At 33.5% G+C, this 15855-nt stretch carries 14 protein-coding genes; 4 read left to right on the top strand and 10 right to left on the bottom strand.

Translation table 11 applies throughout. From position 1 onward, the window contains the following. Positions 1–249 precede the first annotated feature (249 nt). From BMX49_RS04970 to BMX49_RS04950, 5 genes are all read right to left on the bottom strand, one after another. Positions 250–1602 carry an SLC13 family permease gene (locus tag BMX49_RS04970; protein ID WP_051803578.1) on the bottom strand — a complete coding sequence of 451 codons (1353 nt, stop codon included), beginning with the start codon at positions 1600–1602 and terminating at the stop codon, positions 250–252. A gap of 28 nt (positions 1603–1630) precedes the next feature. Next, on the bottom strand, positions 1631–2644 hold the full coding sequence (locus tag BMX49_RS04965; protein WP_034717227.1) for an MlaD family protein: 1014 nt from the start codon (positions 2642–2644) through the stop codon (positions 1631–1633). 4 nt (positions 2645–2648) lie between these two features. Further along, complete coding sequence (locus BMX49_RS04960; RefSeq protein WP_034717229.1) at positions 2649–3401, bottom strand: ABC transporter ATP-binding protein; 753 nt, start codon at positions 3399–3401, stop codon at positions 2649–2651. A gap of 2 nt (positions 3402–3403) precedes the next feature. Further along, positions 3404–4186, bottom strand: a complete 783-nt coding sequence (locus tag BMX49_RS04955; RefSeq protein WP_034717230.1) for an MlaE family ABC transporter permease — start codon at positions 4184–4186, stop codon at positions 3404–3406. 158 nt (positions 4187–4344) lie between these two features. Next, positions 4345–5199: a CPBP family intramembrane glutamic endopeptidase gene (locus BMX49_RS04950; RefSeq protein WP_034717232.1), complete on the bottom strand. Its 855-nt coding sequence runs from the start codon at positions 5197–5199 to the stop codon at positions 4345–4347. A 128-nt stretch (positions 5200–5327) separates the two neighbouring features. Here BMX49_RS04950 and BMX49_RS04945 point away from each other — a divergent pair, with 128 nt between their 5' ends. After that, entirely contained in the window at positions 5328–5714 is a 387-nt protein-coding gene (locus tag BMX49_RS04945; protein ID WP_051803579.1) for a hypothetical protein, read from the top strand. A gap of 352 nt (positions 5715–6066) precedes the next feature. Here the strand turns inward: BMX49_RS04945 and BMX49_RS04940 are convergent, their stop codons facing one another. The 3 genes from BMX49_RS04940 to BMX49_RS04930 form a co-directional block, all read right to left on the bottom strand. After that, the gene (locus BMX49_RS04940; RefSeq protein ID WP_034717235.1) at positions 6067–6591 is read right to left on the bottom strand and encodes a hypothetical protein; all 525 of its coding nucleotides are present in this window, start codon (positions 6589–6591) and stop codon (positions 6067–6069) included. A 70-nt stretch (positions 6592–6661) separates the two neighbouring features. After that, on the bottom strand, positions 6662–6943 hold the full coding sequence (locus tag BMX49_RS04935) for a hypothetical protein (RefSeq protein WP_034717236.1): 282 nt from the start codon (positions 6941–6943) through the stop codon (positions 6662–6664). Between the two features lie 142 nt (positions 6944–7085). Further along, entirely contained in the window at positions 7086–8861 is a 1776-nt protein-coding gene (locus tag BMX49_RS04930) for an exodeoxyribonuclease VII large subunit (RefSeq protein WP_034717238.1), read from the bottom strand. A gap of 211 nt (positions 8862–9072) precedes the next feature. Here BMX49_RS04930 and BMX49_RS04925 point away from each other — a divergent pair, with 211 nt between their 5' ends. Genes BMX49_RS04925 through BMX49_RS04915 form a run of 3 tightly spaced genes read left to right on the top strand, consistent with a single transcriptional unit; the run spans position 9073 to position 13961 of the window. After that, complete coding sequence (locus BMX49_RS04925) at positions 9073–9783, top strand: hypothetical protein (RefSeq protein WP_051803580.1); 711 nt, start codon at positions 9073–9075, stop codon at positions 9781–9783. A 12-nt stretch (positions 9784–9795) separates the two neighbouring features. After that, positions 9796–12699, top strand: coding sequence for an McrB family protein (locus BMX49_RS04920; protein ID WP_051803582.1), 2904 nt, complete (start codon positions 9796–9798; stop codon positions 12697–12699). 5 nt (positions 12700–12704) lie between these two features. Beyond that, entirely contained in the window at positions 12705–13961 is a 1257-nt protein-coding gene (locus BMX49_RS04915; RefSeq protein ID WP_034717239.1) for an McrC family protein, read from the top strand. Between the two features lie 55 nt (positions 13962–14016). Here the strand turns inward: BMX49_RS04915 and BMX49_RS04910 are convergent, their stop codons facing one another. Together BMX49_RS04910 and BMX49_RS04905 are read right to left on the bottom strand one after the other, a co-directional pair. After that, positions 14017–14439 (bottom strand): WG repeat-containing protein, encoded by a 423-nt coding sequence (locus BMX49_RS04910; RefSeq protein ID WP_034717240.1) that lies wholly within the window; start codon positions 14437–14439, stop codon positions 14017–14019. A gap of 123 nt (positions 14440–14562) precedes the next feature. After that, entirely contained in the window at positions 14563–15714 is a 1152-nt protein-coding gene (locus BMX49_RS04905; protein ID WP_034717242.1) for a PDDEXK-like family protein, read from the bottom strand. Between the last annotated feature and the right edge of the window lie 141 nt (positions 15715–15855).

Genomic DNA, 15855 nt, shown 5'->3' with positions numbered 1-15855 from the left:
ATCTCCACGAAAAGTACGGTCGGTCGCATTGCCCAATTGATACCTTTGGTTGGGGCTGTCGATGTATTGAGTGATAGTCATTGAGGCGTATTAAAATAAACTTTGAAACGGTTACTTATAGTCAAAGATAAATATTTTAAGGTGAAATCAATAGAACTGATATCTATATAAAACTGAGATTTTATTGCAAGCATTTAAACAAATACCGATTATTTTTAACCTAAAAGATACTTGACGCAATAACCCATTTTAATGATAAAATATAAAGTAAAAATAGGTGGTGACGATAAGTGCAACCAAAACATTGACGATTAAACCAGCTTTCAGCATGTCTTTTTGCGGGACGTAACCTGAGGAGAAAACCATGGCATTCGGCGGTGTTCCAGCAGGCATCATAAATCCGAATGAAGCGGCAATGGTAGCTGGAAGAAGTAAAAGTACTGGATTGATTTCAAGTTGAGTCGCCAAGGAAAAAAGAAGCGGCAACATCATGGCGGCACTGGCGGTATTGCTCATAAACTCGGTGAGAATGATACTGAATATCACGATTGCCAAGAGGAAGACATAAATCGGAACCAAAGTGATGAGGCTTGAGATCTTCCCTATCAATATTTCGCCAAGGCCGCTTTCTTCGATGATAAATCCCAAGGTAAGACCACCACCAAAAAGCAATAGAATTTCCCAGTTGATACTTTTTAAAATTTTGTCCCAACTCAACACTTTGGTGATATAAATTAGAAAAATAGCGAAGATGGCCACTAAAGAGTTAAAACTGTTATCGATGTGGAGCAGTGGCGAAAGTATTCCGTCCATCATCCATAATATAACAGTGAGTAGAAATATGAATATTAGTGTTTTCAACGGTGCTGCCGTTTCTTTTTCAAAAGTCATCACGCCAATACTCATCTTTCTGTCTGGTTTAAAATAAAGCGTCAAAACCGTGATCATTACGGGAAAAGTGATGAGAAATATGGGAACACTGTACTTCAACCAAGTTAGAAAATTAATGTTCAAAATGGCGGCGCCAATGGCGTTTGGTGGTGATGAAATAATGGTAACAATCCCTCCGATATTGGCAGAATAAGCTATCCCGAGCATGAGGAATTTAGACTCTGGCGAGACGGTATCTTTATCGACGAGCACAAGCATTCCTAAAGCTAACGGAATCATCATCGCTGTGGACGAAGTATTGCTGACAAAGAAAGCAGTTAGGGCGGTTGAAAGCATTAAAAAGATAGCCGAGCGGTAGAAATTTCCACCCGCGAGTTTGATTAATTTCTGAGCCAGCATTTTGTCGAGGGAATGGTACGATAAAGCTCCTGCCAACACAAAGCCACCCATGAATAAAAACAAGATGGGATTGGCAAACTCGGTGAAAGCATCTTTGGGAGAGAGCAACTGCAAAAAGATTGCACCGACGGGAATCAACAAACTGGTTAAAGGCAAAGGGATGGATTCGGTAATCCACAAGATGGCAACCATCGCCAATAGGGCAAACGCGTATTGGGCTTTTTGACTATCAAAAACGGGTAAGAATAAAAGAACAATAAAAACGGTGATCGCGATAAAAAGACCGGTAAGGTTTATTTTATGTTTCAGCACGGCGATTTATTTTAGGGTAGAAAAGTTTTTACAGTTTTACTTCATTTTCTTTTATTTCACTTTCTTTTATTTCTTTTGCTTTCTTTTTTTCAAGCTTTCGGAAATAACCTCGGAATAAAAAGTTATGTTTCAAGGCTTCCATATTTTGATTCAGTTTGTCGGTCGCTTCTCGAACGTTGACAACTGTCGAATCAATATTTTTAACCAAAGTTTCATCTTTCGTAATATAATTTAAAGAGCCTTTTCCAGTTTTAATTTCGGTCACATACTCATTCAAACTTTTAGATACCTTATTAATATCTTGGCTGGATTTTTCCAAATTGGTAAAAACATCTTGTATTTGCTTACGCGACTTTGGATCACTTAAAAGAACTGCAGCGGCACTTTGGTCGTAATTTATTTTAGAAATAACCGCATTTACTTGCGCCATGGCTCGGTTGGTTCCTTCGGCAGTTCGCTTGAGCGCGGCAATAGAACGGCGTAAATCATTCTCTAGCAAAGAGTCACTTAAGATGGCACCCAAAGCTCCTTTTCCACCCACAACCTGATGAGTAATTTTCGCAAGATCGGAAGTGATTAAAGCAGCACTTTCATTGGTTTTGCTAAAGGTTTCCAGAATTTCATCAACACTGACTTTGGTTTTAATTTCAATCTGATCACCAGCAGCTACCGGCTTCGCTGCCTTATTATCTCCAGGCACGAGGTTCACGACCATGCTTCCCACCAATCCATCAGAAGCGATGGTTGCCACCGCATCTTTTTTGATAAAGCGGGCGGCTTTTTCATCTACTGACATTTCAACGGTAATTTTACCTTCAGCCGTCATTTCGATTTTGCTCACGGTGCCGACATTTACGCCAGAATACCGAACATTGTTGCCCAATTGCAAGCCACTAACATCTGTAAAAACGGCATAAAGCTGAATATTTTTGCTAAAAAGGTGTTGCTGTTTCCCTACCAAATAGAGTGCGGTAACCAACAGTATTGTGCCGACAACGACAAAAATACCGACCTTTATTTTACTTGAATCTGATTTTCCCATAATTTTAATTTTTAAAGAAGGCCTGAACTTGTGGATCTTCTGATTTTAAAAGTTCCTCGTAGGTACCTTCGGCGTAATTGAGGCCATCTACCAACAAAATCATCCGGTTAGAAATCACTCTGGCACAATCGACATCGTGCGTGATGATAATGGATGACGTTTTATATTTTTCCTGAATATTTCTAAGTAGTTCTATAATTTCTTTTGAAGTGATGGGATCTAACCCCGTTGTAGGTTCATCATACATCAATATTTTAGGTTTCAAAATTAAAGCTCGCGCAAGCGCCACTCTTCTTTGCATTCCGCCAGAAAGTTCGGCTGGCATTAAATCAATGGTTTGTGCAAGACCGACATCTTCTAAAGCTTCTACAACCAAAACTTCTGTACCCGTAAAATTTTCTATTTTATCTTGATGTCTTCTCAGCGGAAATTCCAAGTTTTCGCGAACGGTCATGGAATCGTACAAGGCACTTCCTTGAAAAAGAAAACCTATTTCCGTGCGCAGAATATCAAGTTCTTTCTGACCCATCTGAGTGATATCTTCGCCACGAATACTGATACTGCCGCCATCTGGCTTCAATAAACCGACGAGGCATTTTACCATCACCGATTTGCCCGAACCCGATTTTCCCATAATGGTCAAGTTCTCGCCTTCAAACAACTGAAGATTAAAACCTTTTAAAACATGATTGTCGCCAAAACTTTTGGTGATATTTTTCAGTTCTAAAACTGGCTGTCTGGTCTCTTCTGTTTTCATTTTTAAATTTCAAAAATAATGTCCGTTACAAATACCGCAATAAAGTCAATTACAAAAACCAACATCGACGTGTAAACAACCGCAGCATTGGAAGCTTCCCCAACACCTACTGTTCCTTTTGCACAGTTATACCCTTTGTAACAGCCAATTAATCCAATCGCAAAACCAAAGAAAAAAGTTTTGATGGTTGCCGGAATAATATCGCCAAACTGTATGGCGCTAAAAACCTGATTAAAATAAAGCGTAAAGGAAACATCAGATTTTAAATTTTCAACGATTGCCGATCCCAAGAGCGCCACGGTATCTCCGATGACCACTAAAAGTGGTAGCATCAAAGTGGTCGCAAGAATTCTGGTCACTACTAAATATTTGAAAGGGTTTGTTCCTGAAACTTCCATAGCGTCAATTTGTTCGGTAACCCGCATCGAACCTAACTCGGCCCCGATTCCAGATCCAATTCTTCCCGCACAGATGAGCGCAATAATAACTGGTCCGATTTCTCTAATAATCGAAATACTGATCATAGAAGGAATCCAAGATTCTGCACCAAATTGCTCCAAAGTCGGACGCGATTGTAGCGTAAATACCAATCCTAAAATAAATCCAGTTACCATAACGAGCAGCAAGGAGCGATTCCCAATATTATAACATTGGCGAACAAGCTCTTTGAACTCATAAGGTGGCGTAAAAACCTCTCTAAAGAATCGCCCCGCAAACAAAGCGATATCGCCAATCTCTGCGAAAAAAGATTTGGTAGAAGCTAGTAATGTAGATGATTTGAACATAGTGTCATGTATCAATCAAATGTAGTCTAATTAAAAGCACCTCAACTATAAAAAGAATATTAATCAACTTAACTGATATGGTGCAGGAAAGAGTAAAGAAAAAAAACTCTGCTAGAAGGAGAAACTACAGCCTCAGCAACTTAGATTAAAAAAAAGTTCTATCTTATTTTATATTCCTTTTTTAGGATCTCTAAAAACTCTTCTTTCTTCAAGCCTCTTGTTGACTTGAAATCGAGATTAATTAAGACATCATCAACGAAATACTTATCCTTTGAATAAAGCGAATCCAATAAATGCTGCACGGAATATTGCCTTAACTGAACCGAGCTAATTCTGCTCTGGGTGCTGTCAATGTTGAAAGTTTGTTCCTCATTTTCGACGAAAAAGGGTAATTCTTCTATGACAATCTTATACTGTGAGGTTTGTTCTGTATAAGGCTTCAATACAACCGATAGTAAAAATGGCACTGCGATAGCAAAGAGGAAGTTCCATATGAAATGGTAGAAAGTACTGTAGAAAAAATTTAATCTCACTCTGATAAACGAGATAACAAGCCCGCCGAATAATTGCGATAAGATGACCAAGGGTGAAAGAATATAAAAAAGAGCATTATCATTATTAAAATTACCAAGATGCAGAAACCCAAAGATTAAGGTCGGAATATAAACGAGATACGGAAAGAGTTTAGTCCAGCTCTCTTTAGAAATAACAAGATTAACTCTTCTGTAACTTAAAAATAACCGAAAGATTACTTCTTCAATAAGAGGGACCACAAAGACGAACAAAACTAGTAAATAAACAAAAGTTTCAGAGTAGTCTATCCGATCTTGTTTGAGGGGCGAAAGAAAATCTATCAAATACAAAAGCGGAAGTATTACAACAAGAGTAACCAGAATCTCAAACCCCATTAAGATTAAAATCAATCGAAATTTATCTTTTAACTTTAATTGTAATTGATGATCATTTGGTTTTAATAAAAATTTATAAAAGTCTCCAAGGACGTTCTTAGTCATACATGCTGGTATTATAGATTTTCATCTGCGAATATACCAAATTGATCTAGGTTTGTAAAGCGCTATCTACAGTAATAATACCAGTAATGACCTCATCGTTTTATTTTTACTAACTTCAGGAAAAGATCATGAGACGAAAAATAAATACCGAGTACATTCGACCAATACTTACCCCCGAAGAAATCGAACGACGAAAGCAGTTAAAAAAGCAATTGGGTTTACAAAAACCTACTGAAACTGAAATTCAGCCCAAGCCACTCTTCATCATTTTGCAAAAACAATTTTTCGATGAAATTTTAGCCGGCACCAAAAAAATAGAATATCGTGAGGGTTCAGATTTTTACTATTCACGATTTATGAATAAAGACGCTACAAAATTTAAGCGATACGAGACGGTAATTTTCCAAAATGGATACAACAAAAACGCAAGGCGAATGACCGTTGCCGTAAGAAAAATTGAAATGTCATTTAGATTTAAGATTTTCTTAGGTGAAGTTCTTAATAAAAACTTTTAAAACGAATTTTAAAATTGCACTTTGTTTTACTATTGCTGAAAAATACATACATTTTTACTTACCACTTGGGAGTTTGGTGGGACTTTAAACTCAAATAAAGACACAAAAAAAGCGTAGAGTTTTGAAACTGTACGCTTTGTTCTTTTAAAAAAAGTGGTCTCTCCAGGAATCGAACCAGGGACACATGGATTTTCAATCCATAAGGTTCGATTCTTAAAGACCAATAAATCAATTACTTATACAAAATAAAAATAATCGTTTTTTGACCTGTTTTGATACAGTTTGATGACTTTTGATTTTAATCGTGCAAGAAATCGTGCAAGGATTTTTAGTAGTAAAAAAAGTCCGTCCTTTAAAAGATCGGGCGTATTCTTAGTAGTTCGTCACTTATGGAATTGATACTACTATTATCATCCTCAATTTGATTTAAAAAAAATTTGTAATACGGAATGTTTTGATCATTTTGTCTGTATTTACAGTGAAACGTCTCCCTATCGGATGTAACCACAATATCTAAAATTTTCTTTGAGGTTTTAAATTTGTGCTCTTCTCTGAGAAAAATTCTATTGTATTTTATACTTGGATCAATTAAATACTTTACTCCATCGATTTCAACCTCACACCACGCATGATAGTCTCCCACATTTATCTGCTTCTTAAAATTCATTTTTGTTCCATATACCACGTATTTATCTGATGTGTTAAGAAGTGCTAAATCTCCGACAACGACTGATGACACCAATAATAATTTAGAAAAATATTCATTCAAACTTGCAGCAGCATGATAACAAATACCATGCGGGAGAGGTCTCACTCTGTGTTCTATAATTTCTTGATATAATTTTCCAATTTCACTTAGTTTTTCTTCTGTTTTCATTTTACGTTTTTAAAGATTTGCTATGATGGTTTATACTGATAAGAATGCAAATTTAATGGAAATTCTTAACTCACTTCTGCATCTGCATAATTGGTTTTGCTTTGGTACAAGTTAAATGGGTGAAGTAAGATTTCACTTCGGTTTTGGGATCGGTAAAGATTTCAGATTTCCACTTTATCGTTAGTTCCCAAATGTCCCATAACCTAATTCCTAACTGAAATGGATCCAAGTCATAAAATAGAACTTCGAACCGTTGTTTTTCTTTATCATCCACAAATTCTACGATCACCGATTGCGGTTCGTTACCTACCTTCAAAGCAACCCCCTCTTTAATTCTCACCTGTAATTTCATAGTGCAAATATAGATACGATTTATATCAACTGTAAAAAATATGTTGCTATAATCTATAGCAACATATTTACATAACGATAGATCAAACCGATAAGCATCGTGAAAGAAATATAATATAAGTTGAGATAGTATTATTCCAACTTTAGAATAACCTATTAATCATTAATCCAATAAGCAATCCCATCACAACTGCCAACACAATATAAAGATAATTGACTCCTTTGTTTTTCAAGTTCAACTTTAATTCATCAATCTCTTGTGCAGAGTTGGATAGATTCGCACTGAGTTGTGCTGTTTGTTCATTGACTGCGGATTGGATATTCTTATCATGAAGAGTTGCAATTTCTTTCTTGTAGTTTTCCATTTCCTCAATCCGTTGCTTCTGCTGATCTTGGAAATTCTTTTGTAAGTCTTGTGATTGCTTTGTTGAAGAGTCTTGGAACTTTTGAAACTCATCATTCCTTTTAGTTAACTGTTCTTGAAGTGTTTTTACCTGTTCAGCATGTTTTTCTGATAGATCTTTTTTCAGTTTATCAACTTCTTCATTTCTTATTTTTAACTGCTCATTAAAAAGTTTTGTCTGATTCTCAACTTGTTCTTTGTAGGTCTTCTGAGATTCAAGGAATTCTTCATTTTTCTTTTGTAACTGAGTAGCGATAGTTTTAACCTGTTCAGTATGTTTCTCCGATAAGTCTTTCTTTAATTTTTCAACCTCAGAATTTCGGGCTTTTAATTGATCATTAAAAGATTTAGTCTGATTTTCAACCTGTTCTTTATAAGTTTTTTGAGATTCAACAAATTCTTCATTCTTCTTTTTAAGTTGATTTGCAAGTGTCTGTACTTGTTCAGTATGTTTTTGTGATAAATCTTTCTTCAGTTTCTCGACTTCTTCGTTACGCTTCTTCAGTTGGGTATTGAATGATTTAGTTTGATTTTCAACCTGTTCTTTGTAAGTTTTCTGAGCCTGTACAAACTCTTCATTTTTCTTTTTCAATTGCGAACCAAGGGTATTTACCTGTTCAGTAAACTGTTTAGTAATGTCCTTTTTCACTTCATCGATAAGTATTGCTCTCGAATTAGATTTTTCCTGAGATAATTTATCAATAATATTATGTAATCCTGCACCGTAATCATGAGGTAAGTGAAATCGTTTGTCAGCCAATTTATCGATAAGTGTTTCATCTACGGTATGACCTATAGCAGTGATCGTAAGTAAATCAGATTGAATAAAATATTCTGCTAAAATAACGTCATTAAAAGCATCGAAACTTTGTTGATCTCCCCCACCTCGTACAATTCCTACGATGTGAAAATCCAATAGACTTATCTCTCTTATTTTATCGAGTATCGATGTTGATGAAGTAATATTACAAGTGAAATCTGTAATCTCAAATTGATTTTGTGAAACATCAAGACCTTCCAAAAAATCTCGTTGAACTATGGCGGAATTACCAAAAATATTTGCAACTCTGATGGATTCGTTTTTTAATTTTTTCTCACGGATAAAGGTTTCTAAATCTCTTGAACCTTTCTCTAACTTACTTCGTATAAGATCGAATCGTTGAAGGTCTTCCTCACTAATTTGTTTCTCATCCTGTGATACTATTTCATCAACAACAAAAACGAGTTCTATGCTTGAGTTTCTTACTTTCTTTTCAATAAAGCCACGTAACGTGTATACATCACCATTATTAATCTTACTTCTTAGAGTGGCACTCATTTTAACGGCAATTGAAATACTGCCTCCCTCTGAATACAGTAAATCGAAATAATAATTAGAATATGCTTTTCCTCCACCGTAAGAATAACGACCTTTTAAATATATTAGATTAATTGTTGCAGGTAACTTCAAAGCATTGCTAAAAATCCCAAGTACTGAGGTCGGGGAATATACTTGGTAAGATAGATCGTTAGTCACTATTGTTATAAATTAAAAATCGCAACCACTATTGGTTATAAATATGATTTTACAATTAAACGAAAATATGAAAATTCAATCGAATTAAAAGTGCTTTTCTATATTTAAGTTTGCGGAATATTCATCATTTTTTTAATTCACTATGGACATAGTTAATGTTGGAAAATTAACTATTTTTATATAAAATTTATAAAATACTTTAAATACAATTATGGAAAAGAACGACCTATTTTACACATTTGATTACTATGGAGTTAATAATGACTATGAAGACTATCATAAATTAGAACCTTTCCAAGGAGTAAATTTTGAACATAAAGATTTGAGTGTTGCGAAAAAATTTATAATTGAAGATTTGAAGGAACTTGATGGCAAAAAGGATAATGATATTGTAGTCTGTATGTTCAAAACTACTGAAGGAGATGGAATGTTCGAAATATTAATTTATAAGAATACTGATTGGATACGCTGTGAAGACACAGATTTCATCATTAAAAATAAATTTGAGTTACTACATGAGGGTGAGGAGTATAAAGTTTCAAAAAAGGTTACCGTAGAATCGTGGGAAGATATTGTAGATAATTTCACATCGTTCCAAGAGGTAGATAAAAATGAACCATCTCAAGTTCGTAAATATTATTCATCGTTCTTTCATTGGTATTACTATCCAAAAGAAGGATTATTTGCACCGAGTAAATATCTTGGCTATAAAGGATCTACTATCGAAGGTTATGACTCCGCAGGTAGTGGCGGTGAGACTCAGATTGCACTTAAAAAGTATTTTACAAAATTAGATAAGAGTTCCGATGAGTTTAAAAAACTTTATAGAGAACTTTCACAGATCTCCAAAAACAACTTTGGTAAAGATCTCAACGATAAAATTTTAAATGGGACAGGAGGAATTTACATTCCAAAATCATAAGAATTCTTTATAATGGACGAACAAATAGTTAATAAAATTATTGACCGATATTTATCAATTACAAAAATTACAGGTGAACCAAACGAAGGATATAAATATGATGCAATAAATCACTTTCAACAAAATTGGAATATAGATGATCCTCAGTTCGCTAAGATGTTTAAAAAATCGTTCGCAAAAACGGGTAATTTATTGTATCAAAACTCATGGGGATTTATATCTAAATCGGTAGATAGATTTCCTGAGGAAACACGAGAAATGTTTCGAAAGTTGTATTGTGAAGACATTGACTTAAAAGATAAAATTAATACTTTCCAACAGGACTCAGAAAAAATTTTAGTTTTATTAAAAGACGATCTGAAGGTTGAAAAATTCAATGCTCAACAGGACGAGAGAACAATATCAGTTTACCTTGGTTTTCGACACCCTGACAAATATAGTCTATACAAATCTTCATTCTTTAAAGAATTTTGTTCAGAGTTTAACCTTGATCCAAAATCATCAAGCAAGGAGAGTTACATAACGCTTCAAGAGCAGTTACCAAAATTTAATGAGGTAATCAATCTAAGAGAAGACTTCGTTTCTGCTTATAGAACATTTTACCCTAAACCTGATTGGGATGACACCAATTTAATGATTCAAAATCTTCTGTATGTTGGTTATAGAGGAGATGTAAAAGGTATCTATAATGGTATTCTGAATAGTTTCACAAATAATAATCTTGCGATATATTTCTCTTATTTAGACGAAATAATTGAAGAATTTAGTATTAAAAAAGGAACTCAAAAATGTGTTTTTAATGTTTCTGATAATCAACTTAATTTTACCATCGGTCAAAAGTACGTTTGGTGCTTAAAATCGGTAAACAATCATGAAATATTCAAGATAATTTCGGACGGACAGTTTGGAGAAAAATCTGAAAAATTCGATTCTTCAATTAATTCTTACCTAAATCATATTAAAGACTTAGATCTACTTGACCAAAAACAAAAAGAGATAGACCTTGCAATTAAAGAAGTCATTGATAAAACAGTAAGATCAAGTTATCTCAAATATAACAACCCCTTCATAGAGCGAATGGTATTTGACAAAGATTTTAGGACTTTAATATTGGGACTTGATTTTTCAAAAAATACCAAAACTAATTATTGGATTTTTCAGGGAAATCCCAAGTATTACGATATTGTAGGTGCTCTAAATGCTAACGTATTGTCTAATTGGCAAGTTGCTGCTCATAAGGATAAGATAAAGATTGGAGACAAAGTAATACTGTGGATGACGGGAGAAAATTCAGGATGCTACGGTCTTGCTGAAGTAACATCTGATGTGGGAATTATAGATGATAATCAAGAAGAAATTAAATTTTATAAATCCGACTTCAATCCTAATAAAGATCGTACAGGAATCAAAATTATTGAAAATTTTTCCGCTAACCCGTTATTGTGGAAGGATCTGAAATTGAATTCAATTCTCTCATCATTAAAAGTCGGAAATCAGGGAACAAATTTCACTGCGACAAAAGAACAATTCGACGAGATATTAAGAATTTCACAATTAAACCAAAACAAAATGAACCATCCACTTAATCAAATCCTCTTCGGTTGCCCAGGTTCAGGAAAAACCTACAGTACAAAGAAATTAGCGGTTGAAATTATTGAAGATCGAAAATTTGGCAACACAAAAAAAGATCGTGCGGAAATCCTTAAACTTTACGACCAAGGTATTCAAAACAATCAAATTAAATTTACAACCTTCCACCAAAGTATGAGTTATGAAGACTTTATTGAAGGAATAAAACCATCTATGAAAGGAGATGAAGAGGGTGATTTATCTTACGAAATACAAAGTGGTATTTTCAAAACCATTTGCACAACTGCAATAGAAAACCATAGTTCAGTTCCTTCTAATAATTTTGAGGAAAGTTGGGAAGCATTAATTGAAATAGTGAAAAGTAAAATTTCCAATGCTGAACTATTAAAAATAGGCTCGTGGGAATACGGATTATCGTCAAAAAATTCACTAAAATATTCGTCTTTAGATACTCCATCTCAATATTCCTTTACGATAACTAAACAAAACATTTCAGATACTTACCAAAATAAAAAGGCAAGACCATCGGGTGCATTTCAAAAGGACATGCAGGATATCGTTGGATTTATGAAATCTCAGTTCAATTTGTCTGAATATAAAGAGGATGATCCTTCAGAAAATGAAAAATTTTCACGTAACAAATATGTACTGATAATCGATGAAATAAACAGAGGTAATATTTCTGCAATTTTCGGTGAGTTAATTACGTTAATTGAGGATGATAAGAGATTAGGCAATGATGAGAAAATTGAAGTAATACTTCCATATAGCAAAGAATCATTTGGTGTTCCTCCAAATTTATACATAATTGGAACCATGAATACTGCGGATCGAAGTGTTGAATCGTTGGATACTGCTTTAAGACGAAGATTCTCCTTTACGGAAATGAAATCTGATCCCGAAGTAATTAGAACAGCACACGAGAACGGAGGTATTATTCAAGAATCTCCCAACATTAATCTAATTGAATTGATTGATATAATTAATAAGCGAATAGAACTTTTAGTGGATAAGGATCATCAAATTGGTCATTCATATTTCATTGGTGTCAACTCCCTTGCAGATTTAAAAATCACTTTCAAAAACAAAATTATTCCTTTATTAGAAGAGTATTTTTTTGGAGATTTTGGTAAAATTGGGTTAGTTTTAGGTGATCAATTCGTTGAAACCAACTCAGCACAGGATAACAAAAAAATCCTGTCCAAATTCAAAGGCTACGAAGATGTAGATTTCTTAACCGACAAGAAAATTTACACCTTCAAAGATATTGAACAAATGACCGCCAATGATTTTTATTCTATTTATAATGATTATAATGATCAATGAAATAAATGAACTCTAAAAATTTCATACAGGTATTTGAGTATCAAAAACTAAAAATTGGTGATGGTGATTTTTCTGAAAATCATTTTAAATCACTTGTGAAGTTCAATGAAAAAAACGGTAACAAATATTTCACACCTGTTTACAATGGAATTCTATTTAATTCGTACGTCGGAGTGATCCAAGTTGGTGGCTTGACAATAGAAATTCTACCTAAGGCAGATAATTCATCTGACCCAAGTAAAAAACTATGGCAGAATGTTCTAATCAATATGTTGAGAGTATGCAGATATATAAAAGTAGATACCGTATCCGAAACAGGTTTAAAAAAGAAACACAATTCCATTTTAGAAGTATATTTTGAAATTTTTCTAAATGATTTGGAGCAATTGGTTAAGAAGGGACTAATCAAGAAATACAGAAGGGTTGAAAACAACCAATTGGCATTAAAGGGCAAGTTGGTTTTCTCCCGTGATATTGAGAAAAACATTGTTCACAAAGAAAGGTTTTATTGTGAACATCAGGTTTATGACAAAGACCACTTGATTCATCAAATTCTCTTTCAAGCGTTAACCATTTTGGATAATTTAGTAACACAAAAACTACAAGACAAGGTGAAACGTTTACTATTTGAATTTAATAATTTCACCTATAAAGAATTTAATAGTAAGCACTTTGAAAATCTAAAATTAGATAGAAAATCGCGACCATACGAGAAATCATTAGACATAGCAAAGATGCTTATTCTAAATTATTCACCAAATCTAAATTCAGGTAGTGATCAGATGTTGACCCTACTATTCGACATGAATAAACTTTGGGAGGAATACATCTACCGAGTATTACAGAAACATAATGTGGACAATCAATTTGAAATCAGTTCGCAGGATCGAGATCTATTTTGGGAGAACAAAACAATCCGACCCGACATCGTTATCAAGGAATTAAAAACTGACGAAACATTTATCATCGATACAAAGTGGAAAATTGTTGATAATAGCAATCCTTCTGACGATGATCTAAAACAAATGTTTACTTACAATCTTCATTGGAAATCAAGTAAGAGTATTTTGTTGTACCCTAAAATAGATCAACAGGACTCGCAATTCGGAAAATACTACCACAACCCAATCTTCGAGTTTGAAAATGAGTTTAAACCTATTCAAAACTTCTGCAAGGTTGGATTTATATCGATTATTGATGGTGAAAACTATCGAGATACTAAATCGTTATCCTCTGAAATCATTGGAAAACTGTATGTTTAAATTTAAACTTATTATCTGATTAAGCCGCACTCATATCGTAAATAAGTAATCAAGATTATTTTAATTTTTTAAGCCCATCTACTTGTTTAAGAATCTCATTTTGAGTATCGATGATGAAATACTTACCATCCTTGCATACCGTCGCTAATCCGTCTTGAAATACGGAGGCGTATGAAAATATAAAAGGTATTAATATCTCATTTTTCCAATTAATATAACCCCACTTATCATTTTGGTCACAAGCAAGTATATGAGTGCTTTCAAGTTCTGCGAAATCGATTAGGTTTGAATACGTCAGGGGAATAATGATTTTCCCCTCTTGATTAATTGCCCCACAGTTACCATCGATTCCAATAACACCAAATCCTAATTTATTAAACATGGTAACTTGGTTCCATTCAGTGGGTTCTTTTCCATCGTTTTCATCTCGGTAGAAAGTAAAAGACTCCACTACATCTTTTGGTTCAATTTGTTTCATATAATGGATTTCACTCTACATAATTATTATCACTACTTTTATATATGTTCATTTGGAATTATCTGCTATGTATACAAAATAAAATTCACTCTAATTTTAAAGAAAAATATTATAGTTCTATTATTAAACTTCTTTTAGTGAATAAGAACTATTGAGGAGCACTAAAATGAATTCTTTAATTTGTTTTTTAATACTTCCATCTATTATTGCTTGCCAAAAGGAAAAGTTTGATTCGATGTCTTTAAAACCCCAAATATAAATTGGCCACCACTTGCTACTCTCTAAGTTATAGAGAAAAAGCATTTCAATTTCTAAAAGTCGTTTCTTTTCCAAGACTTGAGCAGTACGGACTATTCCGTAGAATACTCCACCGTCTTCGAAACTTACACCTACTTTAAAGTTTTTTAATTTCTCTAAAGTAAATCTATATGGATCAGCATCTAATTGAATATTTAGTTCAGCTGAAATTTCTTTCATTTGCTGATCAAAATTTCTTAATAATTCAGATTTTACGGCACCAATATTATTCGTAATTGCAAAAGACGTTTCAAGATTAGCACTCGACTCGCAAATAAAATCTCTCACTATTTGTGTTTCATTAATTTCACTATTTCCCATATATAATTTTTGAAGTTTTCTTTCGAAGTCAAATAGAAATGCTTGTACTCTGTTATTTTCAGTTCTAAGACCAAATTCATGAATCAAAGGGATCATATCATCCTCATAGGTAATAAATTTGAGACAATCTGCACTATATTTTTGATTAAGTAAGTCTTCATTAAAACTTAAAGTACTAACTGTTTTACCTCGGGGTGCTAAATAAAACAAAGTGAAATCATGATCTATCGCTTGCTTATCTAAAAATTCTAAGTAATCGTTAATTTGATTTAGTTGATCGGCAGTACTTACATAAATCTTGTTCTCAATGCCAAATAAAGTTTTGTGTGATTTAGATTTAACAAAAATGTCGATTCTTCGTCGATCATCAGTGTTTTTTTCAACTACAGAAATAACATCTGTAAATTTATCATAACGGAAGTCAATTCCTAACTCTACTAAAAAAAGATTCAGGTACAAGTCTCCTTGACCATGCGACTCATTTGGATCTAAAAAAAACGCAATAATCTCTGACGCCTTATTTTCTCCGAACTTTAAGAAATCGAGAGAATTAAAATCTGAAGCCAAAAATTTGCTGTATTCTTTTTTTACGTTATTTACAAAATCAACTTTTGTATTTAGAATTGAAAAAAAGGATTTTAGTTGTTCTGTGATCATGGATAATAAATATTATTTTTTAAGGCAAATTAATTGGATTTCCAAAAATTGTCCCGTTGCAACCATTATATCTGTTTTTATGGTACTATATCGTGTTTTTAAATTTAAAATCTTCCTCGGAAAATAACTATAAAATCTCGG

The sequence above is a fragment of the Kaistella antarctica genome, assembly GCF_900109615.1.
Taxonomy (GTDB): Bacteria; Bacteroidota; Bacteroidia; order Flavobacteriales; family Weeksellaceae; genus Kaistella; species Kaistella antarctica.
This window is presented reverse-complemented; position numbering and strand designations above follow the sequence as displayed.